This is a genomic window from Stenotrophomonas maltophilia, from assembly GCF_001274595.1.
Taxonomy (GTDB): Bacteria; Pseudomonadota; Gammaproteobacteria; order Xanthomonadales; family Xanthomonadaceae; genus Stenotrophomonas; species Stenotrophomonas forensis.
Genome location: NZ_CP011010.1, coordinates 4,420,971 through 4,442,577, shown reverse-complemented (window position 1 = coordinate 4,442,577; position 21,607 = coordinate 4,420,971). Strand labels below are relative to the sequence as shown.

The 21,607-nt window shown below is 66.2% G+C and carries 20 protein-coding genes and 1 pseudogene; 8 read left to right on the top strand and 13 right to left on the bottom strand.

The window, feature by feature from the left end:
- Positions 1 to 18: 18 nt before the first annotated feature.
- On the bottom strand, positions 19 to 684 hold the full coding sequence (locus VN11_RS22620) for a hypothetical protein (RefSeq protein WP_187299782.1): 666 nt from the start codon (positions 682 to 684) through the stop codon (positions 19 to 21).
- A gap of 585 nt (positions 685 to 1,269) precedes the next feature.
- Between VN11_RS22620 and VN11_RS22000 the strand changes: the two genes are divergently transcribed.
- Positions 1,270 to 1,680, top strand: coding sequence for a CPCC family cysteine-rich protein (locus VN11_RS22000; RefSeq protein ID WP_322111083.1), 411 nt, complete (start codon positions 1,270 to 1,272; stop codon positions 1,678 to 1,680).
- 120 nt (positions 1,681 to 1,800) lie between these two features.
- On the opposite strand, the gene arr is transcribed toward VN11_RS22000, so the two are convergent.
- Together arr and ubiK are read right to left on the bottom strand one after the other, a co-directional pair.
- The gene (gene arr, locus VN11_RS20225) at positions 1,801 to 2,235 is read right to left on the bottom strand and encodes an NAD(+)--rifampin ADP-ribosyltransferase (protein ID WP_053451028.1); all 435 of its coding nucleotides are present in this window, start codon (positions 2,233 to 2,235) and stop codon (positions 1,801 to 1,803) included.
- Between the two features lie 125 nt (positions 2,236 to 2,360).
- Positions 2,361 to 2,612, bottom strand: a complete 252-nt coding sequence (ubiK, locus tag VN11_RS20220; RefSeq protein ID WP_053451027.1) for a ubiquinone biosynthesis accessory factor UbiK — start codon at positions 2,610 to 2,612, stop codon at positions 2,361 to 2,363.
- Between the two features lie 154 nt (positions 2,613 to 2,766).
- Between ubiK and VN11_RS20215 the strand changes: the two genes are divergently transcribed.
- Positions 2,767 to 3,105 (top strand): P-II family nitrogen regulator, encoded by a 339-nt coding sequence (locus VN11_RS20215; RefSeq protein WP_005411374.1) that lies wholly within the window; start codon positions 2,767 to 2,769, stop codon positions 3,103 to 3,105.
- Between the two features lie 146 nt (positions 3,106 to 3,251).
- Here VN11_RS20215 and VN11_RS20210 read toward each other — a convergent pair whose 3' ends face one another.
- Positions 3,252 to 3,911, bottom strand: a complete 660-nt coding sequence (locus VN11_RS20210) for an RIO1 family regulatory kinase/ATPase (RefSeq protein WP_053451026.1) — start codon at positions 3,909 to 3,911, stop codon at positions 3,252 to 3,254.
- Between the two features lie 435 nt (positions 3,912 to 4,346).
- On the opposite strand from VN11_RS20210, the gene VN11_RS20205 reads away from it, so the two are divergent.
- Positions 4,347 to 5,252 (top strand): aspartyl/asparaginyl beta-hydroxylase domain-containing protein, encoded by a 906-nt coding sequence (locus VN11_RS20205; protein ID WP_040009311.1) that lies wholly within the window; start codon positions 4,347 to 4,349, stop codon positions 5,250 to 5,252.
- A 132-nt stretch (positions 5,253 to 5,384) separates the two neighbouring features.
- Here the strand turns inward: VN11_RS20205 and speE are convergent, their stop codons facing one another.
- The gene (gene speE / locus VN11_RS20200) at positions 5,385 to 6,239 is read right to left on the bottom strand and encodes a polyamine aminopropyltransferase (protein WP_008268330.1); all 855 of its coding nucleotides are present in this window, start codon (positions 6,237 to 6,239) and stop codon (positions 5,385 to 5,387) included.
- Positions 6,240 to 6,430: 191 nt separating this feature from the next.
- Here speE and speA point away from each other — a divergent pair, with 191 nt between their 5' ends.
- Both speA and VN11_RS20190 read left to right on the top strand, forming a co-directional pair.
- Positions 6,431 to 8,320: an arginine decarboxylase gene (gene speA / locus VN11_RS20195; protein ID WP_049456466.1), complete on the top strand. Its 1,890-nt coding sequence runs from the start codon at positions 6,431 to 6,433 to the stop codon at positions 8,318 to 8,320.
- Positions 8,321 to 8,363: 43 nt separating this feature from the next.
- Positions 8,364 to 8,684 carry a DUF6122 family protein gene (locus VN11_RS20190; protein ID WP_006474656.1) on the top strand — a complete coding sequence of 107 codons (321 nt, stop codon included), beginning with the start codon at positions 8,364 to 8,366 and terminating at the stop codon, positions 8,682 to 8,684.
- Between the two features lie 59 nt (positions 8,685 to 8,743).
- On the opposite strand, the gene VN11_RS20185 is transcribed toward VN11_RS20190, so the two are convergent.
- Genes VN11_RS20185 through VN11_RS20175 form a run of 3 tightly spaced genes read right to left on the bottom strand, consistent with a single transcriptional unit; the run spans position 8,744 to position 11,018 of the window.
- A complete protein-coding gene (locus tag VN11_RS20185; protein WP_053451025.1) occupies positions 8,744 to 10,072 on the bottom strand; it encodes an ATP-binding protein in 1,329 nt (442 codons plus the stop codon).
- Positions 10,069 to 10,728, bottom strand: a complete 660-nt coding sequence (locus tag VN11_RS20180) for a response regulator transcription factor (protein ID WP_053451024.1) — start codon at positions 10,726 to 10,728, stop codon at positions 10,069 to 10,071. The genes VN11_RS20185 and VN11_RS20180 overlap by 4 nt, the downstream gene beginning before the upstream one ends.
- Entirely contained in the window at positions 10,728 to 11,018 is a 291-nt protein-coding gene (locus tag VN11_RS20175) for a PepSY domain-containing protein (RefSeq protein ID WP_008267113.1), read from the bottom strand. The genes VN11_RS20180 and VN11_RS20175 overlap by 1 nt, the downstream gene beginning before the upstream one ends.
- A 143-nt stretch (positions 11,019 to 11,161) precedes the next feature.
- On the opposite strand from VN11_RS20175, the gene VN11_RS20170 reads away from it, so the two are divergent.
- Positions 11,162 to 11,596, top strand: coding sequence for a PepSY domain-containing protein (locus VN11_RS20170; RefSeq protein ID WP_049456463.1), 435 nt, complete (start codon positions 11,162 to 11,164; stop codon positions 11,594 to 11,596).
- 127 nt (positions 11,597 to 11,723) lie between these two features.
- On the opposite strand, the gene VN11_RS20165 is transcribed toward VN11_RS20170, so the two are convergent.
- The 3 genes from VN11_RS20165 to VN11_RS20155 form a co-directional block, all read right to left on the bottom strand.
- Positions 11,724 to 12,203 (bottom strand): hypothetical protein, encoded by a 480-nt coding sequence (locus VN11_RS20165; protein ID WP_053451023.1) that lies wholly within the window; start codon positions 12,201 to 12,203, stop codon positions 11,724 to 11,726.
- A gap of 126 nt (positions 12,204 to 12,329) precedes the next feature.
- On the bottom strand, positions 12,330 to 13,538 hold the full coding sequence (locus VN11_RS20160) for an NAD(P)/FAD-dependent oxidoreductase (protein ID WP_053451022.1): 1,209 nt from the start codon (positions 13,536 to 13,538) through the stop codon (positions 12,330 to 12,332).
- Positions 13,539 to 13,550: 12 nt separating this feature from the next.
- Entirely contained in the window at positions 13,551 to 14,045 is a 495-nt protein-coding gene (locus tag VN11_RS20155) for a lipocalin family protein (RefSeq protein ID WP_049457567.1), read from the bottom strand.
- Between the two features lie 181 nt (positions 14,046 to 14,226).
- Between VN11_RS20155 and VN11_RS20150 the strand changes: the two genes are divergently transcribed.
- Together VN11_RS20150 and VN11_RS20145 are read left to right on the top strand one after the other, a co-directional pair.
- Entirely contained in the window at positions 14,227 to 14,475 is a 249-nt protein-coding gene (locus tag VN11_RS20150; protein ID WP_053451021.1) for a hypothetical protein, read from the top strand.
- An 87-nt stretch (positions 14,476 to 14,562) separates the two neighbouring features.
- Positions 14,563 to 16,992, top strand: coding sequence for a DUF3772 domain-containing protein (locus tag VN11_RS20145; RefSeq protein WP_053451020.1), 2,430 nt, complete (start codon positions 14,563 to 14,565; stop codon positions 16,990 to 16,992).
- A 527-nt stretch (positions 16,993 to 17,519) separates the two neighbouring features.
- Here VN11_RS20145 and VN11_RS20140 read toward each other — a convergent pair.
- Positions 17,520 to 19,625: a phosphoglycerol transferase I gene (locus VN11_RS20140; protein ID WP_053451019.1), complete on the bottom strand. Its 2,106-nt coding sequence runs from the start codon at positions 19,623 to 19,625 to the stop codon at positions 17,520 to 17,522.
- Between the two features lie 244 nt (positions 19,626 to 19,869).
- Positions 19,870 to 21,516 (bottom strand): annotated as a pseudogene (locus VN11_RS20135) (ABC1 kinase family protein); the annotation flags it as partial.
- Between the last annotated feature and the right edge of the window lie 91 nt (positions 21,517 to 21,607).

Below are 21,607 nucleotides of genomic sequence, written 5' to 3'. Positions count from 1 at the left end.
TGTGACTTCTGAGTGGGCTCAAGGCTGACGCTGCGGAGGGCCAACGATGACCGTACCGCCGGTGCCGCCGCTTGAACCCCCGCCACCTCCTCCAGAGTGGCCACCACTGCCGGCGCCCCCCGTACTTCCATCAGGCGGTGCCGTTGTTCCGGCGGAAACGCTGGTGAAGCCGAGCACCGTAACCTTGCCGTTGTAGTCGGAAACAACCGGAGACGACCATTGCGTGCTGTTGGGCCCGAGATGGTGCTTGATCTCCACGTAGTCGTCGATCAGAAGGGTAGTCGGAATCGTTCCGGCTTGGCGGCCCGCAGCCCATCGAGATTCGAAGTTGCGAATGTCGTCGTACATTGCTGCGATCTGATCGTTCGTGCTCGATCGATCGAGCGCTCCATGACCCAGATAGTCCCAAGTACTAGCGTCGTACTGGTACAGGCCTTGAACGTTGGAGTTGGTAGGATTGCTGGTCATCGAACCTAGGGAACTTTCATAAAACGCCTGGTTGACTGCCATTCGAATCTCTGGAGCCAGCATGTTGTGCGCTTTCCCATAGTCCACGATCTGTCCCAGTGTCGCTGCCTGAGCGTCGGAAAGGCTGGCATTGAACTTGACTGTGTTGCCTGCCGGAGTTTTGTAGGTACGACCTCCGGAAACGCTTGCTTCTTCTTCCTTGCTAAGCGGACGCATGTTTGTATCTCAAAGGTTGGTTGAATGCCCGGGGGAGCGATGGCTAGCCGGTGTTGAGATTGGCGGCTCCCTGCGAGCTCGGGCCTTCGGTCCTTCTGAAGGTGCGACTCGGACAGCTCGGCGAGTGTAAAAGTTCGTCGAATAATCGATGTGCCAAGGTCGGCAAAGTCCTGTGTTGCTTTGCAGATGCGTCAAGCTAGGCCGCGTGATGGCAAGGTTGCAGTGACGACGCGTGTCGGCCGGAGTCGGCGAGGGAAGCTCTCGTGGCGGCATCGATGCTCGGCTGGCCGCGGGTTCGATCACGCAGATTCAACATCTGTCGCAAGTCGTCGCGCCCACCAACGCCATATGGTCAGTGCAGATCGGTTGATCGTGGCCGGCATGCGCTTTGGGGGAGCTGGGGTTTGCTCGCATCCAGCGCATCGGTAGCGGTTATGCCCTCACCTACGCCGGATGAAGAAGGACTGATCGGTCTGAAGGCGGCGTCTGCTTCTGGCCGGAAGCGGACCTGCCGGCGCCAGACAACGCAATCAAGAATGCTAGAGTCCGCTCTCGAACCGAAGCGGACGTTCGCCTCCTTCAGACATGGGCGACACCCGAAGGTCCAGTGGTTCAACTACCTGGTGTTCTTGGGTCTCAATGATCGATCTGCCTTGTCCATCATGTGGCTTCCTGACCCTGGAGGACTGCTACGGATCATTTGCCATATGTCCGATCTGCGACTGGGAGGATGACGGAGTGCAGCTTGCCAACCCAACATCCGCCGGCGGAGCCAACGGCGAGTCTCTGACGCAAGCCCAGCAGAATGCTGTTTCCAGGCTCCCTCTTGGCGTCCAGGTTGCAAACGGCTTTCGCCGCGGAAACAGCTGGCGCCCCTTGTCCAGCGCGGAAATTGGGCGCTACGAAGCCTTGAGGGGGGGCAAACACTGGCACAGCAAGGCTGTCTCGCACGAGGGGGACGCTTACTGGTTGAGCTTGGGCGTTCTCTCGATCTAAGGCCACTTTGCGGTTCATCTCATGACGTTTACGCATGTCCGCTACTGGCCGAAAGCGGACATCGTTCGACGACCTTCTGCATTGACCTTCCGTCAGCCAAAGCACAGGTCTCTCCTTTCATCAATTGATGATCTCCCCACTCCCCGAAGCAACAAACGCCCTCAACTGCCGAACGAACTCCGCGTCGTAGAGCTCCCATTCCGTAATCTCCCCCACAATCCGCAACGGCTGCGCACTGCGATACGAACGCGTCGGGTTCCCGGGAAACTTCTTGTTGGTCACGTTCGGGTCGTCCTCAAACGGCCCGGTCGGCTCCACCACATACACGCGCGGCCGCCCTTCGCCGCGGGCCATCTCCGCAGCCAACCCGGCGCCCTTGGCAATCGTGGTGAAGTAGATGTGGTTCATCACCACACTGTCGCGATAGTTGGAGCGGAAGCCCGCGCTCAGCAGCTCGCCCACCGCGAGGTCAGCGCGGGTGCCGTGATAGAACGGCCCGGCGACCTGGTCGCAGGTGTCATGCGAAACGGGTGTCCATTCGGTGTCCTGTGCCATCAGCACTGCCCCTGCGTGTCCTGCCGGATCGACAGGCCGGCGAGTCTAGGGCGCACGGTGGGCCTTGCGGCAAGGCCCCATCCGCGAAATACTCTGTAGTGGGAGGCGCAGTGCGCCTCCTTTTTTCATTCTGCGGCGCTGCGCCCTTCCAGCTCGCGCACGGCCGTTTCCAGCGCATCCAGCTTCTCGCGGGTCTTCAGCAGCACCGCGCGCTGCACTTCGAACTCCTCGCGGGTGACCAGGTCGAGCTTGGCCAGGCCGGCCTGCAGCGCGCTCTTGAAGGTGGCCTGCAGTTCCTCGCGCGATTCGCGCAGGCCCGGCGGCACCAGGTCGCTGAGGCGACGGGCGAGGTCATCGATGTGGTTCAGGTCGATCATGGGGGGCTCCGTGGGGGTGGGCCCGTGCATCCGGCGCGGGCAGGCCAATCGGCACAAGGATACTGCCGGCACCCGCTGCCCGGACAGGCCGCAGCGGCTTCGCACGGGCCGCGTTCAGGCGCTATCCTCCACGCCGGAAGACAGGAGATAGACGATGAAGATGGTCATGGCGGTGATCAAGCCGTTCAAGCTCGACGACGTGCGCGAAGCGCTGGCCGAGCGTGGGGTCACCGGGATCACGGTGACGGAAGTGAAGGGCTTTGGTCGCCAGAAGGGCCATACCGAGCTGTACCGTGGTGCGGAGTACGTGGTCGACTTCCTGCCGAAGGTGAAGCTGGAAGTGGCGGTGACCGATGACCAGGTGGAGGCGGTGGTTGAGGCCATCGTGAAAGCTGCGGGCACCGGCAAGATTGGTGACGGCAAGGTGTTCGTCTACGACCTGGGCAGCGTGGTGCGTATTCGTACCGGTGAGTTGGACGCGGACGCGTTGTAACCCGGTTTTTGTGCGTATTCGGGCTGTAAAGCGGCTTTTGTAGAGTCGAGCTTGCTCGACTGAAGCGCAGAGCAGTCGAGCAAGCTCGACTCTACAAAGAGCGGTAGAGCGGTCGAGCAAGCTCGACCCCTACCAAAGAAAAGCATTCAGCGGCGTTTGGCCCACCTGTAGAACCGCTTCCAGCCCTGACGCACCGCCGCTACCCAGCCCGGGTCGGCCACCAGCGCGGCCTGCGCGGCACTCGGCGCCTGGCCGGTCACGCGCTGGCGGATCTTCAGCAGGTTCTTCATGTCGCTGCGGCGCATCTGCCGGCTCAGCGGGCCGCGGCGCAGCCAGCGGGGTACGCTCCAGGCCGAGGTGAAGTCCAGCAGCACGGGCACGCCGCCGCTGACCACCACGTTGGTGCCATGCAGGTCGTTGTGGGTGATGCCGGCCGCGTGCAGGCGGCTGAGCGCGTGCTGCAGCTGCTCGAACACGTCGTTGCCGACGGCCTGGGCGGTGCTGAGGGTCTGGCCGGGAATGAATTCCATGCCCAGTGCCAGGCCACCGAGGGTGCCAAGCAGGGCCGGTGCGTGTTTCCAGCCGCCGAGGCGCTGCAGCATGCGCGCTTCACGGCGAACCATCAGCCGGGCGATCAGTGAAACCGGGGTGCCGCGGTAGCGGGAGTAGTCCTTGATGACCGCTTCGCGCCCGTCCAGGCAGCTGCGGTAGACGTCGGGGGCGAGGAAGCGTTTGCCGCGCTTGAGCAGCAGCGGTGCCGCGGCGTCATCGCCGCAGGAGGAGGGGGGCAGTGCAGGGAGATACATGTCGGGGTCTCGGTCGACCCGGTGGGTGGCGCAAAGCGTCAAGCGAACCGGTGTTACAGGAAGTTACTAAGCTTTCGTTAATTTTAGTACTCGCCAGTTCGCTAATCGACGATTTGTCGGAGAAATGTCGGGGTCGTGGCTGGAACAGTTCGTCACATGAAATCGGACATTTCTGTCTCATTTCTGATGATGTTCTTTATGCATCAACAGGTTGGGCGCGCTTTCGGGCCATTTCGCCGCGTTCAGCTGAACGCCGCACACGCTCGGCTTGACCCCGGCGCACGGCCTGCCGACCATAAGCTGTTAACCCGCGACATCGGCGGCCGCCCCCTCCGGCACGTCCCCGTCCCCTGCCGCGCTTCCCACCGGTGCTGGCCGCCAGGCCGTGCATCGCCCCGTTTCCCGTTCCGGCCGCGGCTGGAGGAAAGTGCTTTGATCATCAAAATCGTCATTGCAGCGCTGTTCGTGGCCTGCGTGCTGTACATCCACTTCCGTGGCAAGGTCCGCGCGCGCTGGTCGCGCCAGTTGCTGGACCACTCCAGTTTCATGGCCCCCATCAACGTGGTCATGTACATGTTCTCGAAGGTGCCGACCACGCCGTTCCTGGACCCGGCCAAGGAGTTCCCGCAGCTGGAGCCGCTGCGCCAGAACTGGCAGATGATCCGCGACGAGGCATTGGCGCTGCGCGATGCGCAGAAGATCGCCGCCTCCAGCACGTTCAACGACGCTGGCTTCAACTCGTTCTTCCGTCGTGGCTGGAAGCGCTTCTACCTGAAGTGGTACGGCCCGTCGCACCCGTCGGCGAAGGCGATGTGCCCGAAGACCACGGCGTTGCTGGAGTCGCTGCCGGACGTGCGCGCGGCGATGTTCGCGCAGCTGCCGTCGGGCAGTGAACTGCGCCCGCACCGCGATCCGTTCGCCGGTTCGCTGCGCCTGCACCTGGGCCTGGCCACGCCCAACAACGATGGTTGCTACATCGAAGTGGACGGCATCAAGAAGAGCTGGCGCGATGGCGAATGGATGATGTTCGACGAGACCTACATCCACCATGCGCACAACGAGACGCCGGATGACCGCGTGATCCTGTTCTGCGACATCGCCCGTCCGCTGCACTTCGGCCTGCCCGGCCTGTTCAACCGTGCGGTGGCAGCCACGCTGCTGGCCGGTGGCGCTTCGCCGAACCTGCCGGGTGACCCGACCGGCGGCGTCAACAAGGCGTTCGGCAGCGTGTACAAGGTGCGGCTGAAGGCCAAGGCGCTGCGCGAGCGCAGCGTGGTGGCCTACCAGCTGATCAAGTGGGGCCTGGTGGTGGCGGTGATTGCCGGTATCTGGGCGCTCTGAATTGTAGAGTCGAGCCATGCTCGACTGCATTTCAGTCAGATTGCAGTAGCCCCGCAGAAGAGCAGTCGAGCATGGCTCGACTCTACAGAAGGCAGAAACCCGCGCTGTTGCCAGCGCGGGTTTTTTGTTGGATCAACCCTTCAATGCCGCCTGCACGAACGGCGGGGTCACCAGCACGCCGGTGTGCAGCGCGGCGGTGTAGTACAGGGTGTTGAAGGTCTTGGCGGCCGAGTCGGCCTGGCGGAAGTCGAAGCTGCTGTCGCCCTTGCGCGCCATGGTCACGCTCCACCAGCCGGTGGGGTAGCACGGCTGCGGGAACGGCAGGGTCTTGAACGAACCGAAGCCGGCCTTGCCCATCTCGGTGCGCATTTCGTTGATCAGGTCCAGCTGCATCAGCGGCGACTCGGACTGCTGCACCAGGATGCCGTCATCCTTCAGGGCCTTGAAGCAGCTCTCGTAGAAGGCCTTGTTGAACAGGCCCTCACCCGGGCCGACCGGGTCGGTCGAGTCCACGATCACCACGTCCACGCTGCCGGCCGGGCAGTTGGCCATGTAGGCCACGCCGTCGTCGAACAGCAGCTCGGCGCGGGCGTCGTCGTTGGAATCGCACAGTTCCGGGAAGTGCTTGCGCGCCATCACCGTGACCTGCTCGTCGATATCGCACTGGGTCACGCTCTCCACGCCCTTGTGCTTGAGCACTTCGCGCAGGGTGCCGCAGTCGCCGCCACCGATGATCACCACGCGCTTGGGCGCGGCGTGGGTGAACAGCACCGGGTGGCTGATCATCTCGTGGTAGAAGAAGTTGTCCTTGCTGGTCAGCATGATGGCCCCGTCGATGGTCATCAGGTTGCCCCAGTCGGTGGTCTGGAAGATCTCGATCTTCTGGAACGGCGACTGCACCTCGTCCAGCTTGCCGGTGATGCGATAGCCGATGGCCGAGCCGGTGCGCTCGAAGTGTTCGATGTACCAGTTGTTGCTGTCAGTCATTGGAAAACAGTCCTGTTCGGAGGGGTGAAGCCGGGCTGGCGGGCGGGGCCGCGTGGCACAGATGCCACATCCGGACGGATCGGCCCGTTCAGGTTGGAACCTGTCACGGGCGCGGGCGCGCATGATAACGAACCTGTGGGCATATAGGCGTTATCATGCCCCCCCTTTTATTGCCAACAAGGCCGACTGAAATGACCGATTGGTCCCTCGACCAAGCCCGCAAGACCTACTCGATCCCGCATTGGGCGGACGGTTACTTCGACGTGGATCAGGCCGGGCACATGGTGGTGAGACCGACCGGGGCGGACGGCCCGGTGGTGTCGCTGCCCAAGGTGGTCGATGCGGCGCGCGCGGGGGGGGCCAAGCTGCCGCTGCTGGTGCGCTTCCCGGACATCCTCGGCCAGCGCCTGGGCAAGCTGCAGGCGGCCTTCGGCCAGGCCCAGCAGGACTGGGAATACAGTGGCGGCTACACCGCCGTATACCCGATCAAGGTCAACCAGACCCGTGGCGTGGCCGGCACCCTGGCCAGCCACCACGGCGAGGGCTTCGGCCTGGAAGCGGGCAGCAAGCCCGAGCTGATGGCCGTGCTGGCGCTGTCGCGCCCGGGTGGCCTGATCGTCTGCAACGGCTACAAGGACCGCGAGTACATCCGCCTGGCCCTGATCGGCCGCAAGCTGGGCCTGCAGACCTTCATCGTCATCGAGAAGCCGTCCGAGCTGAAGCTGGTGCTGGAAGAGTCCAAGGCGCTGGACGTGAAGCCGGGCCTGGGCGTGCGCATGCGGCTGGCCTCGCTGGGCGCCGGCAAGTGGCAGAACAGCGGTGGCGACAAGGCCAAGTTCGGCCTGTCGCCGCGCCAGCTGCTGGACCTGTGGAAGTCGCTGCGTGACACCGAGTACGCCGACTGCCTGAACCTGCTGCACTTCCACATGGGCTCGCAGATCTCCAACGTGCGCGACATCGCCAACGGCATGCGCGAAGCCACCCGCTACTTCGTGGAGCTGTCGCGCCTGGGCGCGAAGATCACCCACGTAGACGTGGGCGGTGGCCTGGGCGTGGATTACGAAGGCACCCGTTCGCGCAGCTTCTGCTCGATCAACTACGGCCTGCATTCCTACGCCAGCAACATCGTGCAGCCGCTGGCCAATGCCTGCGAAGAGTTCGGCCTGACCCCGCCGCGCATCGTCACCGAGTGCGGCCGCGCGATGACCGCGCACCACGCGGTGCTGATCGCCAACGTGTCGGAAGTGGAAGAGGCGCAGGAAGGCCGCGTGCCGGACCAGCACGACGACGAGCCGGCGGCGATCCGCCACCTGCGCGAGATCCACGACGAGCTGGACGTGCGCCCGGCGGTGGAACTGTTCCAGGAAGCACAGCACTTCCACGCCGAAGGCCTGGCCAGCTACGCGCTGGGCCAGATCGACCTGCCGCAGCGTGCGCGCATCGACGATCTGTTCTACGCCATCGCGCACGGCGTGCGTGCGCGCCTGAGCTATGACGAGAAGAGCCACCGCCCGGTGCTGGATGAGTTGAACGAGCGGCTGGTCGACAAGTACTTCGTCAACTTCAGCGTGTTCGAATCGATCCCGGACGTGTGGGCGATCGACCAGGTGTTCCCGATCGTGCCGATCGAGCGCCTGGACGAAACCCCGGACCGTCGCGGCATCATCGCCGACATGACCTGCGACTCGGACGGCATGGTGGAAACCTACGTCGAGAACGAGAGCCTGGACAGCTCGCTGCCGCTGCACAAGATGAAGCCGGGCGAGAGCTATCGCATCGGTTTCTTCATGGTCGGCGCCTACCAGGAAATCCTGGGCGACATCCACAACCTGTTCGGCGACACCGACGCGGTGGAAGTGCTGGCCGATGCCGATGGCTATGCCATCACCCAGCAGCGCCGTGGCGATACCACCGACGTGATGCTGGACTACGTGGGCTACCGCCTGGACGAACTGCGTGCCACCTACGCACAGCGCGTGGCCGAGGCCCAGCTGTCGCCGGAACGTGCGCAGGAACTGTCGGACGCGCTGGAAGCCGGCCTGACCGGTTACACCTACCTGTCCGACGAACCGCTGGTCTGACGTCGAAGGAAACGCCGGGCATGGCCCGGCGCTGCCGGCCCTGATGAGCGCACGCGCGATCTTCCATCTGTTCCTGCATGCCGCCGTGCCAGCCCTGCTGGCATGGCTGTTCTGGCGCAAGCGTTTCGCTTCGGCGTGGCTGCTGATGCTGCTGGGCTGGATCATCGATCTGGACCACCTGCTGGCCGATCCGATCTACGCGCCGAACCGCTGCAGCATCGGCTTCCACCCGTTGCACACCGCGCCGGCCATTGCGGTCTATGCCGGTCTGTGCGTGCCGAAGAAGACGCGGTTGTTTGGCATAGGGTTGATGATCCATATCGTGCTGGACGCGATCGATTGCTGGTGGATGCATCACCGCTGATGAGTGACGTGCTGAGCCGAGCCCACGCTCGGCTGCGCCTGGGTCCGTCCCGCCTCGACCTAGTCAGCCGGCGCCAGCGGCAGTTCCAGCCGCGCGCGCAATCCGGGGTTTTCGTTCGACAGGCGCAGTGAGCCGCCGTGGCTGGCGGCGATGTCGGCTGCGATGGCCAGCCCCAGGCCGCTGCCTTCCACCCGTTCGTCCAGGCGTACGCCACGCTGCAACACGCTCTCCAGCTTGGCCTCGTCCAGGCCGGGGCCGTCGTCGCGCACTTCAATGTGCAGCCGGTCCTGCTGGGCCAGGGCGCGCAGCCGCACATCGTGGCGGGCCCACTTGCCGGCGTTGTCCAGCAGGTTGCCCAGCATTTCTTCCAGATCGGTCACGGCACCGGCGAAGGCCAGCCCGGGGGCCACGTCCACCCGGAAGTGGATGCCACGGCCGGCGTGCACGCGGGTCATCAGCCGGCACAGCGCTTCGGCGGCGGGGGCCACCTCGCTGCGCTGCCGGTGGTCCACCGCCAGGCCGGCGGCCAGATAGCGGTCGATGCTGGCGCGCATGCGCGCACCCTGTTCGTGCAGCGTACGCCGCCAGTCGCGGCCGTCGCCCTGTGTCTCGGCGGCCAGCACGCTCAGGGGCGTCTTCAGTGCATGGGCGAGATCTTCCGCACTGCTGCGCGCACGCGCCACCATGCGCTGGTGGTGGTCGAGCAGGGCGTCCAGTTCATCGGCCAGCGGTGCGATTTCCAGATCGAGCTGGCGGCGGTCGATACGTTCGGCTTCGCCACGCCGGATGCGCTCAAGCTGCTGGCGCAATCCGCGCAGCGGGCGCAGCCCGAAATGGACCTGGCTGGCCAGCACCGCCAGCCACGCGGCCACCAGCACCGCCAGCGCAATCGCGGTGCGTTGGCGGAACGCGGCAACATCGGCATCCAGTGCGCTGCGGTCGTTGGCCACCACGGCGACATAGGCCTGTGCCGCACGGGGCAGGCGCACCTGCTGCACGCGGGCGCGCAGTGATTGCTGCATCGGCCCGGGCAGGTTGCGCTGGGTCGGGCCGTCGGCGGTGGCGGCCAGGGTCTGGTCCCACAGCGAGCGCGACTGCAGCAGCACCTTGCCCTGCTGGTCCGCGATCTGCCAGTACGCACCGGAGAACACCCGCTGGAAGCGGGCGTCGTTCGGTTCCTGGCGCAGGCGCAGCTGCCCTTCCGGGTCCACTTCGGCCTGCGCCAGCAGGGTCAGCATGTCCTGCTGCAGCTCGTGGTCGAGGCGGTCACGCGCGCTGCGCTTGAACAGCTCGCCCAGCAGGACGCTGGCCAGTACCGAGACCAGCACCAGACCGATGCCCGCGACCAGCAGCAGCCGGCGGCGCAGCGAAGGCTGGCGCGCGCTCATGCCTCGGCCAGCCGCCAACCCTGGCCACGCACGGTATGGATGAGGTCGGTGCCCAGCTTGCGGCGCACCCGCCCGAGCAGGACGTCCAGCGCGTTGGAATCGGGATCGTAGCCGCCTTCGAAGACCTGCTCGCCGAGGCGGTCGCGGCTGATCACGCTGCCGCTGTGGTGGATGAAGTAGCTCAACACGCGGAACTCCTGCGGACTCAGCGCCAGCGCCTGCCCATCCAGCTCGAAGCGGCCTGCGTTGACGTCCAGCTGCAACGGGCCGCACTGCAGGCGCGGGCTGGCATGGCCATGGCTGCGGCGGATCAGCGCCCGCAGGCGCAGCACCAGTTCGTCGGCCTGGAAGGGCTTGGTGAGGTAGTCGTCGGCGCCGGCATCGAAGCCGGCCAGTTTGTCGTGCCAGCGCCCGCGTGCGGTCAGCACCAGCACCGGGAAGCTGCGGCCATTGCCACGCCAGCGCTCGATCACGCTCAGCCCGTCCAGGCCGGGCAGGCCCAGATCGACGATCGCGGCCTGCAGGTCCTCGACCTGCCCGATCTCCTCGGCCTGGCGCCCGTCGGCCACCGTGTGCACGACGTAGCCGGCCTGTTCCAGCAACGGCACCAGCCGTTGAACCAGCGCCGCATCGTCTTCGGCCAGCAGGATACGCATCAGTCGTCCAGCTCCGTCTTCAACAGCTTTCCATTGCGCGCATCATAATCCAGCTCCACCACCACGCCGTCGGTGCGCAGGATCTCCACCTCGTAGACACCGTCGTCCAGCTCCACTTCCAGCAGCTGGCCCGGATAGCGCCGGAGCGCATCACGCACCACGCCTTCCAGCGGCACATAGCGGCCCTGCTGCACGGCACGGCGTGCAACCTGCTGCGCCGGGTCCTGGGTCGGAGCGGCAGCGTTCGGGGCGCCGGCCAGGGCCAGCAGCAGGGCGAGGGTGGGGAGCATGGTGACTGCGCCGGGAAGGGGAACCGGCGCGAGTATGCCGATGGCGACTAACCGTTGCCTAGCAGCCGCGGCTAAGGCGCTGTTAACCGGGGCATGCATCGTGGCGGTGCCGGGATGATCCGGCCACGAACAGGAGAACCCCCATGTTGAAGTCGCTCACTCTCGCCACCGTCGCTGCGCTGGCCATCGCACCGGCCGCGCAGGCCGCACCGCTGGGCATGGCCCAGGTCGAACAGACCCTGCGCAAGGCCGGCTACAGCCAGATCCACGAGATCGAGCGCGATGACGGCCTGTGGGAAGCCGACGTGAGCCGTGCCGATGGCCGCTTCAGCGAGGTCTACGTGGACCCGAAGACCGGCGAGATCTTCGATGAGCACAGCAGCCGCGCGCTGTTGACCACCGAGCAGGTACTGGCACGGGCGCAGGCGCATGGCCTGCGCGAGATCCATTCGCTGGAACGTGACGGCGCGACCTGGTCGCTGGAAGCGCGCAATGCCCGCAACCAGAAGGTGGAGGTGCGCCTGAGCGGATATGACGGCCGCATCCTGCACAGCGAGCGCGATGGCTGGCTGGATTGACCTGCTGGTAGTGCCGGCCGCTGGCCGGCAACCCATGATCGTTTCCAACCCCGCGAGTCGCCGGCCAGCGGCCGGCGCTACCGTGCGACTACCAGCCGAGCATGGGCTCGGCTCTAGAGGGTCGGCGTTACCAGCCGTACGGCGGCGGGTAATCCCAGCCCGGGCCGCGGCCGTAGTAGCCGCCGTACGGGCCGAAGAAGCCCGGGCCCTTGCCTTCGCTCACGTGGATGTTGACGTTGACCCCGTGGGTCTTGCCTTCATCGGTGGTGTAGTTCTTGCTGAGGTTCAGCGTGGCGGCGTTGTAGTGGCTGTTGCCACCGTTCTTGGAATAGCCGATACCGGTGGTGAAGCTGCCGGACACCTTGACCTTGTCGTCGGTCACGTCGGCGATCCTGGCGTCGTCGTGCACGCGCGGGCCGCTCTTGTCGCCGTAGTAGGTGCCGGGCGGGTCCTGCTGCAGGGCCGGGTCATTGAGGTAGCGCATCGGCGCCTGCGGCAGCGACAGGTCCAGGCCGGCCGCCTGCGGCGCGGTGGCGCCGGCAGCGGACTGGGCCAGCACGGTTCCCGGCAGGGCCAGGCACAGCAGCAGGGTCAGGGGGCGGATCATGACGGCGCTCCAGCGGACAGGTGGCCACGCAACACGCGGCGGTACAGGCCGACGCTAGCAGGGGTTGCTTGAATGATGCCTGTCGGCGCCGGATTGGGGTAGAGCCAGGCCATGCCTGGCTGCAGGTCACAACCGCCCGAACCCGAACAGCCCTTCCAGCGCATGCTTCCGCCGCTCGATCCGGGCCCGCAGCAGCTGGGCGCCGATCATCGAGTAGGTGATGCCGTTGCCACCGTAGGCCATGGCGAAATGAACCCGGGGGCCCCACTGCGCGTGCGGGCCGAAGAACGGCAGGCCATCGGCCGTTTCAGCGAAGGTGCCGGCCCAGGAGAAGGCAGGCACCGGGTCCAGCCGCGGGAACCAGTGCAGCAGCTGTTTCATCAGCTTGTCGGCCTTGCGCTCTACGCGCCGGTCGCGGCGGGCGGGGATGTCGATGGCATCGTCCAGCCCGCCCACCAGCAGGCGGCGGTCGCCAGTGGCGCGCAGGTACAGATAGGGGCGGGCGCTCTCCCACACCATCGTGTTGCGCAGCCGGCCCAGCACGTCGGCATCGATCGGATCGGTGATGAAGGCGTAGCTGCTGCGGTTGCGTGCGACCCGCTGTTCAAGCCAGCGCTGGTTGGCATAGCCCATGGCCAGCACCACGTGGCGGGCGTGGACGGTGGCGCCGGCCTCGGTCAGCGCACGCACGCCTCGCGGGCCCGGCGTGAGCGTGTGCAGCACGGTACGGTCATGCACGTGGCCGCCACGCCGGCGCACGCGCTGCAGCAGCGCATAGGTCAGCCGGTAAGGGTCGACCCGTGCCGCCTGGCGGGTCAGCAGCGCACCACCGGCGTCCACGTCGAAGCGTTCCCGCAGCGCCTCCGGGCCCAGCCAGCGCGCATCCAGGCCGATGCCCCGCCGCGCGGCACCCTCGGCCATCAGGCGTGGCACGTCGCGATGGCGGCTGGCCAGGTACAGGCTGTCCATGCGCTGGAAGTCCACGTCCTTCAGGCCGCGGGCCACCTCGCCCAGCGCCGGGATTGCCTCGGCACAGGCGAGGTAGGCCCGTGCGGCGGCGTCATGCCCGTAGCGTTCGGTCAGTTCCAGCAGGTGGGTATCGATCTCGTACTGCAGCAGCGCGGTACTGGCGGCGGTGCTGCCCCAGCCGATGTCGCGCTGTTCGATCACCGCCACATCGTGGCCATGGTGGGACAGCTCGTCGGCAATCAGCGCGCCGGTAATGCCGCCGCCGACCACCAGCACGTCGCAGCGCAGGTCCTGCTGCAACGGCGGGAAGGCGTGGATCAGGCCGTTGCGTACCGCCCACCACGGGTAGCCACTTTTCAGGTCCATGCGCGACGAAGCTCAGGCAGTGGGGTGGCCGGTGTGCGGGGTCTGGATCAGTTCGGACAGATCGAAGCCCTGCAGGCGAGCCGCCGCCAGATAATGGTCCTGCACGGTCGCGTCCAGCCGCGGCTCGCGCGCCAGCAGCCACAAGTACTTGCGATCCGGGCTGCCGACCAGCGACACGCTGTAGTCCGGCGCGATCTGGATCACCCAGTAGTCGCCCTTGGCGAACGGCAGCCAGCGCAGGCCCTTGGGCAGGAAGCTCACTTCCAGGCGCGCGCTGTCGTTGTCGACGGCACAGGCCTCGCCGCTGGCTTCCTCGATCTCGCCGTCCATGCGGCAGCGGTTGGTGACGCCGACGTTGCCGTTGTCGAGCAGGGTGTAGTGCGCCGACACGTCGGTGCAGCCTTCCGGCTCGTGGCGCATCGGCAGGCGCGCGATCTCGTACCAGGTGCCCAGGTAGCGGGGCAGCTTGAGGTCGGCGACGGTCTTCAGCGGTGGGTGGTCGGTCATCGGCGTGGTGGCAGGGGTGGGCCTCCACGATGCCGATGGCCTTGCCATGGGCGGGTGAAGCCGGGGCGATGGCCGTGTCCAGAACGTTCCGTCGCCCCGGCGGAGTGCACGTTGTCATCGGCGTGGCGGTATCCTGCCGCCAGCGCCGTGTTTTCCTGATCCAACCGAGGTGGAGGTGCCGATGTACCAGGTGATCCTGTTGAAGAGTGAATCCGCGTTCGCGCGCGAACAGTGGGCGCAGGTCGATGATCTGGTCGACTACGAAGGCGTCAGCTACAGCCTGCGCGCCGGCCCGCGCCAGCCGTTGCCGACCGACCACGACTGGCACCCGGTGGCGGTGTACGCGCCCGACGAGATCACCGAGGAAGAGTTCCAGGACTGGTATGCGCTGCAGCAGCCGACCGTGGAAGAACTGCGCCTGAAGTACTGACGCTCGACGCTGCCGGGGCTGCCCACCCGCCCTTTATCGGCGGTGCCGTATAGTCGCGCGCAGGCGCGGTGGTCCGCGCGAACCGGTGTGGCTGGCGTGTCTTCTTTCCTGCGATCGATCCGTGCACGGGGCCCCTGGCTGGCCCTGCTGCTGTGCAGCGTCTTCCTGCTGTCCGCGCCGGTGCTGGCGCAGGACGAGGACCCCACGCCGAAGCAGCAGCTGGCGGATATCGACTCCAGCCTGAAGGAGATCGACCGCAAGCGTGGCGATGCGGAAGCCATCGAAACGCTGGCGATGCTGTCCGAGAATGCCTCGCAGGCACGGCGCGATGCCGAGGCGCTGGAGAAGTCGCTGCAGCCGCAGCTGGACCGCCTCAACGAACAGCTGGCGCAGCTGGGCATGCCTGCAGAAGGGGCCACCGAGCCGCCGGAGCTGGCGACGCAACGGCGCACCCTCAACAAGCAGCGCGACGGACTGGCCGCATCGGTGGCCCAGGCGAAGACCAGTGCCGTGCGCGCCCAGCAGCTGGCGACCGACATCGACCAGCAACGCGCCGCACAACGCACCGAGGAGCTGGGGAAGAAGGTCGCCTCGCCGCTGTCGCCTGCGCTGTGGAGCAAGGTGGCCGAGCGCCTGCCGATCGATATCGCACGGGTTGCGCCGTTGGCCGAGCAGGGACGCGATGCGTTCGTCGCCGGTATCCGCGCCAATGGTTGGGGCACGCCGTTGCTGGGCCTGGTGGCCGCGCTGGTGATGATGTTCCCGCTGCGGTTGTGGCTACGCCGCCTGGGGAGGCAGTTCGCTGCGTCCGACCGTGCGCCCGATGGCCGTCTGCGCCGTTCCGGCCTGGCCATGTGGTTGTTGCTGGTGGGCACGCTGCTGCCCGGCTATGCGGTAGTGGTGTTCATCGCCTCGCTCAACGCCATCGGTGCGATTGCGCCGCGCCTGCAGAACGTGGCCGACGGCGTGCAGCAGGCCACCTTCGCCGCCGCGTTCATCGCCGCGCTCAGTGCCTGCCTGCTGGTGCCGTCGCGGCCCTCGTGGCGGTTGCTGAACCTGGATGACACCGCCGCGCTGAAGCTGCGCAAGTACGCCTGGGGCGCGGCGGCGCTGGCCTGGCTGAGCACGGTGCTGGTCGCCATCGACCAGGCCACGCGCACCAGCGATGTCACCACGGTGGCGCTGGACGGTGTGATCGCGCTGACCTACCTGGGCCTGATCATGGCCATGCTGGTGACGCTGGCACGCCTGCATCGGCGGCAGACCGCCGAGGCCGAAGCCAAACTGGAAGCGCAGGCCGAAGGTGTGGGCGCGAGCACGCCGGTGCGGCGCAGCAGCTGGCTGGTGCTGGCACGCGTGGCAGGCAACATCGCGGTGGTGGCGGCCATCATCGCCACGTTGCTGGGCTATCTGAATTTCGCCAAGTTCGTGAACCAACAGCTGATCGGCGGCAGCATCGTGGTGCTGGCGGCGACGCTGCTGTTCAAGTTCGTTGATGACCTGAGCACCTGGATGCTCAATGCCGACAGCAAGGTCGGCCAGACCATCCTGCTCAGCACCGGCCTGAGCGTGTCGCGGCTTGAGCAGGCCGGCGTGCTGCTGTCGGCGGCGCTGCGCACGATTGTCGTGCTGCTGGCATTGCTGGCGCTGGTGGCGCCGTTCGGAAACATCGGCGCAGTGGTGGAGCGGTTCGCTTCGTTGCTCACGACCGGCATTCCGCTGGGCGGAACCACGTTGAAGCCGATGGGGATCGTGCTGGCGGTGCTGGTGCTGCTGGCCGGCCTGGCAATCACCCAGCTGGTGCAGCGCTGGCTGACCGACACCTACCTGCCCAAGACCGAGTTGGACCTGGGCGCACGCAACTCGGTCAGTACCGTCGCCCGTTACGTGGGCATCATCATCGCGGTGATCTGGGCGCTGTCGGCCATGGGCCTCCAGCTGAGCAAGCTGGCGTTGCTGGTCAGCGCGCTGTCGGTAGGTATCGGCTTCGGCCTGCAGGTGATCACCCAGAACTTCGTGTCCGGCCTGATCCTGCTGGCCGAGCGCCCGGTGAAGATCGGCGACTGGGTGAAGCTGGGCGACCAGGAAGGCGACATCCGCCGCATCAGCCTGCGCTCGACCGAGATCCAGGTGGGCGACAAGTCGACGTTGATCGTGCCCAACTCCGAGCTGGTCACCAAGACCGTGCGCAACATGACGATGGGCAACAACCAGGGCCGCATCCAGATCCAGTTCGCGGTGCCGCCCAGCACCGATGTCGGCAATCTGCGCCAGGCGCTGCTGGATGCGTACACCGCGCATACCAACGTGCTGAAGCAGCCGGCACCGACGGTCTACATCGACAGCATTGCCGGTGGCCAGATCACCATCAACAGCTTTGCGTACGTGGCCAGCCCGCGGCAGGTGTACGCCACCCGCAGCGATCTGTACTTCAGCCTGCTGCAGATCCTGGCGGAGCGGAACATTCCGCTGTCGACCCCGACCGACATCCACATCACCCGCGATCCACAGGAGTAGGGGTTTCTTTGCAGGGCTGCGCCCTGCGCCCGCTACGGGCTAGAGCAAACGCAACAGCAACAGCAACAGCAACAGCGTGCATTCCGTGGGATGGCGGGCTGGGTCCGGTTGCGGGGGACGCCGTAAACCCGTCCATGGGGGCTTGGCCGCGGCATCCATGCCGCGGACACCCCCGCAACCGGACCCACCCCGCCTTTGACAGATGGCCGCGATCTTTCGGAAATGCTCTTGGGGGTCAGATCCGTTTTCCGGAGGAAAACGGATCTGACCCCAGATTGATTTCGATATCTGAGAGACGTGTCGACCAAGGTCGACACCCACCGACAGCCGCAGGAATCCGTCAGAGGTGGGGCGGTGTCGGAGTGCGGGGTGTCAGCCGCATGGATGCGGCTGCCAAGCCCCCATGGATGGGTTTACGGCGTCCCCGCACTCCGACACCGCCCCGCCATCCCACGGAATGCCCCGCTGTTGCTGTTGCCTTTGCTCTGGCTCGTAGCGGGTGCAGGGCGCAGCCCTGCAAAGAAACCCTACCCCCGCGGGCGGCTGCGCGAGGGCACCAGTGCGAACGTATCCACCGCCAGCTTCTCGGCATGGTTCAACCACGCACGGATCTCCAGATCATCCACTTCGTGGTCCAGCCCGAACGACACGTTGATCTTGCCGTTGGCATCAGGCTGTACCCACTGCTGCGCCAATACCACCTTGCGTTGCGAGGACACCGCCTCGATCCAGAAACCGCGATCCGGGCGCGTGCTCGCCACCAGCTGCAGCATGTACTGGCCGGCGCGGGTACGGCGGCCCTTCTGGGTGATCATGTGCGCCTGGCGCACGCTTGGGCGCGGGCCCTGGAAGGCGTCCAGTGGTGCATCCACCGCGATGCCGCCGCGCAGGTCATTGTCACGGTAGAGCTTGATGCCGTTGTCGCGGTTGACCAGCAGGGCGCACCAGTCGCCGTCGGCCGAGCCGTCCTCGAACGCGGTGCAGCGGTCGACGTAGGCCAGGGTGTTGTCCGGGTTCGCGTCATCGAACTGGCGCGAGGTGTTTTCCAGATACACCGACTTCAGGCCCCAGTCCTTGTCGTACTCCAGCAGCACCGGTGGCTGCACGTGCTGCAGGCCGACCACTACCTGGTCATCGCCATCGATCTTCAGTTCGCGGGTCGGTTCGCCCAGCCACAGTGAACGCGCGAAGGCGAGGTATTGCGGATAGTCCCGGCCCCCCTCGCGGCGTGCGGCCACGCTGGCACTCGGTGCGCGCTTCTCATCCAGCAGCGAACGGCCGAAGCCCATGGTCTGCAGCTTCGGGTCGAGCAGGCTGAGCAGGGTAGCGCCGGAATCGAGCGTCGAACCGTCCTCCACCGCCAGCTGGCGCGGTGCCACGCCATCGCCGAGGAACAGCAGCAGGTTCTCGCGCTTCTGCCGGGTCAGGATGTGGGTCAGATCGTTGGGCATCGCCAGGTGGTCGGAGGCGATCACGATCAGCGTGTCCTTGCCGTACGGGCTGGCCTGGATGCGCTGCACCAGCTGCGAGATCAGGCGGTCGCTGCACTTGAGCGCGTTGAGCATGTTGATGTTGCCGTACTGGCTCTGGTACCGCTCGCCCTTGCACGACACCGGCAGGTGGCCGGCGGGATGATGGGTGTCCATCGTAAGCGTGGTCAGCATGAACGGTGAGCCCGCACGCGAGAGCTGTTCGAAGCGCTGGTAGGCGGTGTCCAGCAGTACGTCGTCGTGCACGCCCCAGGCCGAGTAGTGGATGCGGCCGATCTTCTTCTGCTGCTTGAACCACGCCAGGTCGTGCACTTCATCGAAACCGTGGTTGGCCAGGAACTGGCCCTTGCCGGCGAACTGGCCGTTGGCGCCGCCCAGGTAATGATTGGTGTAGCCCTGCTGCTTCAGGTAGTCGCCCAGGCACACGGCCTTGGGCAGGAAGCTGCCCATGCGGTCCATGCTGTTCTCGTCGCCCTGCGAGGTGGTCAGCGGCACGCCGCACATCGACGACACCAGGCCGGCGATGGTCCAGCCGCTGCCCTCGGCCGAGGCCAGCCCACGCACGTCCAGCGACTCGGACGCCAGGCGGTTGAGGTTGGGCATCAGGCCCGGAAACACGTTCTCGTCCAGGTAGGTGCGCTCCAGGCTTTCGCCGTAGATCCAGACGATGTTGCGCGGGCGCTGCAATGGCTGCGTCGGCACCTGGTATTCGGGTGCGATGCGGGCGAAATCGACCGGGCGCAACTGCTGGTACAGGCGCTGGCCGTCGCGCGCCAGCGGGCTGATCATGATCGTGGCCACCCACACTGCCGCGAAGCCTGCAAACCAGGCAGCACCGTGGCCGGGCCGGCGCCAGCGCTTCACCCGCGTGGCAATCAGCGGCAGCAGCGAGACCAGCGCCAGCACGATGAAACCGGCGATATAGCCCTTGAAGTCGGCGACGCCAGCGCCTTCCATGTCGGCGCCCAGGTGGTACAGGGTGGCGGCATTGAGCCCATCACCGGACAGCTTGTCGATCAACCACCACGCACTGAGTGCAAGCAGCAGCAGCGAGAACGCACCGGCCTTCCACCACACCCACTTGTCGGACGCGAGGAACAACCAGCACAGCAGCAACAACGACAGCAGCAGTATCCAGAGCATAGGCAGCTTCGGCAGTGACGGGGTGGTGGTGATGGACGTCGTACCGACGCGTGTCCATCCGACCGGCGCTGCCGCAAGCACATTCACATGACAGGCCGATGACCCGATAGTGCATGCACGAACCTGACTGAAATGTTTGTTGAAATGACGCGCGCGCAATCACGCCCGGAAGGTAAAACGAGCGTGAAAGGCTTCGTTGGATTGCATTAAAAACCGCATGAATACGGCGGTTTCAGTGGATGCGCTAACGGTGGCCGCGTTCCTCGCGTGCCCGCGCGCGACGATCGAACAGCAGTGCGCTGGTCACGATGCCCAGTCCGAGCACCACGCCGATCAACAGCAGGATCAGCGCGATGAGCGGGTAGCCGAACAGGTGCCAGCCGGTGTCGATCTTCATCATCATCGCGGCGGCCATGATCAGCGCCGCGCTGATGATGCCGGCCGCCACGCGGTTGGCGATCTTCTGCAGGTTCTCCATCAACCGTGATTCTTCCAGCCCGGTCACCTTCATCTGCAGGCGGTTCTCGGCAAGCAGCGCCATGATGTCCGACAGCTTGCGCGGCCCATCGCGCAGCAGCTGCTGCAGCTCCATTGCTTCGCTGGCGATGTTGGCGGCCGACAGCGATTTCTTCAGGCGCGCGCGCATCACGTGCTGCAGCTGGCGCTCGACGATGCGGCGGGTTTCCAGCTCGGGTGCCAGCAGCCGGCACACGGTTTCCAGGTTGAGCAGCGCCTTGCCCAGCAGGCTCAGCTCCGGCGGCGTGCGCAGGCCGCAGGCGGTGGCGATGCGCACCATGTCCAGCACCACGCGGCCCTCGGAGAAGCTGCCGCTGGCGGCGTAGCGCGCAATCAACTGGCCGGTCTCGCGCAGGTAGCGCTCCTCGTCGAACGCCTCCAGCCGGGTGCTGATGCTGATCAGGTCGTCGGCCACTTCTTCGCCGCGGCCATCCACGGCGGCGAACAGGATCTTCAGCAGCCGCTCGCGCAGGCGCGGCGGCATGTGCGCGACCATGCCCAGGTCGAAGATCGCCAGCCGCCCGTCGGGCATCACCCGCAGGTTGCCCGGGTGTGGATCGGCATGGATCTCGCCGTGCACGAAGATCTGGTCCAGGTAGCCACGGATCAGCGCCGCGGCCAGCGGGTCCATCGATTGCTCGGTGCGGCGCACATCGGGAATCGCGTCCACGCGCACGCCGGTAGCCAGTTCCATGGTCAGCACGCGCTGGCTGCTGTAATCCCACAGCGGCTGCGGAATCCACAGCCGGCGGAACGGCTTCAGGTGCCGGCCGAAGCGCGCCAGGTTCTCGGCCTCGGCGTGGTAGTCCAACTCCTGCATCAGGGTCTTGGCGAACTCGTTGAGCCAGTCGCGCAGGCGCACGCGGCGGCCCACCTGGGTCAGGTGGTCGGCGGCCAGCGCGAAGCTGCGCAGCGCCTCCAGGTCCGAACGCAGCTGCGCGGCCACCTCGGGCTTCTGTACCTTCACCGCCACCTGCCGGCCATCGTGCAGCACCGCGCGGTGCACCTGCGCGATCGACGCGCAGCCCAGCGGCTCGGGATCGAACGAAGCGAACAGCTTGTTCACCGGCGCACCCAGTTCCTGCTCGACGATGGCATGGATGCGCTCGACCGGGATCTCGGCCACCTTTTCCTGCATGCGCTCCAGCGCGGTGGCGAATTCCACAGGCACCATGTCCGGGCGGGTGGACAGCATCTGGCCCAGTTTGACGAAGGTCGGCCCCAGGGCTTCCAGGTCGCTGACGAACTGTTCCGGGTTGCCGTCGGCGGGGACGTCGGCCTGGTGGCTGGCGGCGTCCAGGTTCATGCCCGAGAACACCCCCGAATGGCGGTAGCGCATCAGCAGGCGCAGGATCTGGCTGCGCCGGTTCATGCCCTTGACCAGCGGGGGATTGCCATTGGCGGTGGGCGGATTGCTCAAGCGACACTCCCATGCGACAAAGTTGGTAGTGCCGGCCGCTGGCCGG

Excerpts from the sequence above, each read along its gene's own strand:
- VN11_RS22620 (WP_187299782.1), bottom strand. The coding sequence starts at position 684 with ATGCGTCCGCTTAGCAAGGAAGAAGAAGCAAGCGTTTCCGGAGGTCGT.
- VN11_RS22000 (WP_322111083.1), top strand. The coding sequence starts at position 1,270 with ATGGGCGACACCCGAAGGTCCAGTGGTTCAACTACCTGGTGTTCTTGG.
- arr (WP_053451028.1), bottom strand. The coding sequence starts at position 2,235 with ATGGCACAGGACACCGAATGGACACCCGTTTCGCATGACACCTGCGAC.
- ubiK (WP_053451027.1), bottom strand. The coding sequence starts at position 2,612 with ATGATCGACCTGAACCACATCGATGACCTCGCCCGTCGCCTCAGCGAC.
- VN11_RS20215 (WP_005411374.1), top strand. The coding sequence starts at position 2,767 with ATGAAGATGGTCATGGCGGTGATCAAGCCGTTCAAGCTCGACGACGTG.
- VN11_RS20210 (WP_053451026.1), bottom strand. The coding sequence starts at position 3,911 with ATGTATCTCCCTGCACTGCCCCCCTCCTCCTGCGGCGATGACGCCGCG.
- speE (WP_008268330.1), bottom strand. The coding sequence starts at position 6,239 with ATGACTGACAGCAACAACTGGTACATCGAACACTTCGAGCGCACCGGC.
- speA (WP_049456466.1), top strand. The coding sequence starts at position 6,431 with ATGACCGATTGGTCCCTCGACCAAGCCCGCAAGACCTACTCGATCCCG.
- VN11_RS20190 (WP_006474656.1), top strand. The coding sequence starts at position 8,364 with ATGAGCGCACGCGCGATCTTCCATCTGTTCCTGCATGCCGCCGTGCCA.
- VN11_RS20185 (WP_053451025.1), bottom strand. The coding sequence starts at position 10,072 with ATGAGCGCGCGCCAGCCTTCGCTGCGCCGCCGGCTGCTGCTGGTCGCG.
- VN11_RS20180 (WP_053451024.1), bottom strand. The coding sequence starts at position 10,728 with ATGCGTATCCTGCTGGCCGAAGACGATGCGGCGCTGGTTCAACGGCTG.
- VN11_RS20175 (WP_008267113.1), bottom strand. The coding sequence starts at position 11,018 with ATGCTCCCCACCCTCGCCCTGCTGCTGGCCCTGGCCGGCGCCCCGAAC.
- VN11_RS20170 (WP_049456463.1), top strand. The coding sequence starts at position 11,162 with ATGTTGAAGTCGCTCACTCTCGCCACCGTCGCTGCGCTGGCCATCGCA.
- VN11_RS20165 (WP_053451023.1), bottom strand. The coding sequence starts at position 12,203 with ATGATCCGCCCCCTGACCCTGCTGCTGTGCCTGGCCCTGCCGGGAACC.
- VN11_RS20160 (WP_053451022.1), bottom strand. The coding sequence starts at position 13,538 with ATGGACCTGAAAAGTGGCTACCCGTGGTGGGCGGTACGCAACGGCCTG.
- VN11_RS20155 (WP_049457567.1), bottom strand. The coding sequence starts at position 14,045 with ATGACCGACCACCCACCGCTGAAGACCGTCGCCGACCTCAAGCTGCCC.
- VN11_RS20150 (WP_053451021.1), top strand. The coding sequence starts at position 14,227 with ATGTACCAGGTGATCCTGTTGAAGAGTGAATCCGCGTTCGCGCGCGAA.
- VN11_RS20140 (WP_053451019.1), bottom strand. The coding sequence starts at position 19,625 with ATGCTCTGGATACTGCTGCTGTCGTTGTTGCTGCTGTGCTGGTTGTTC.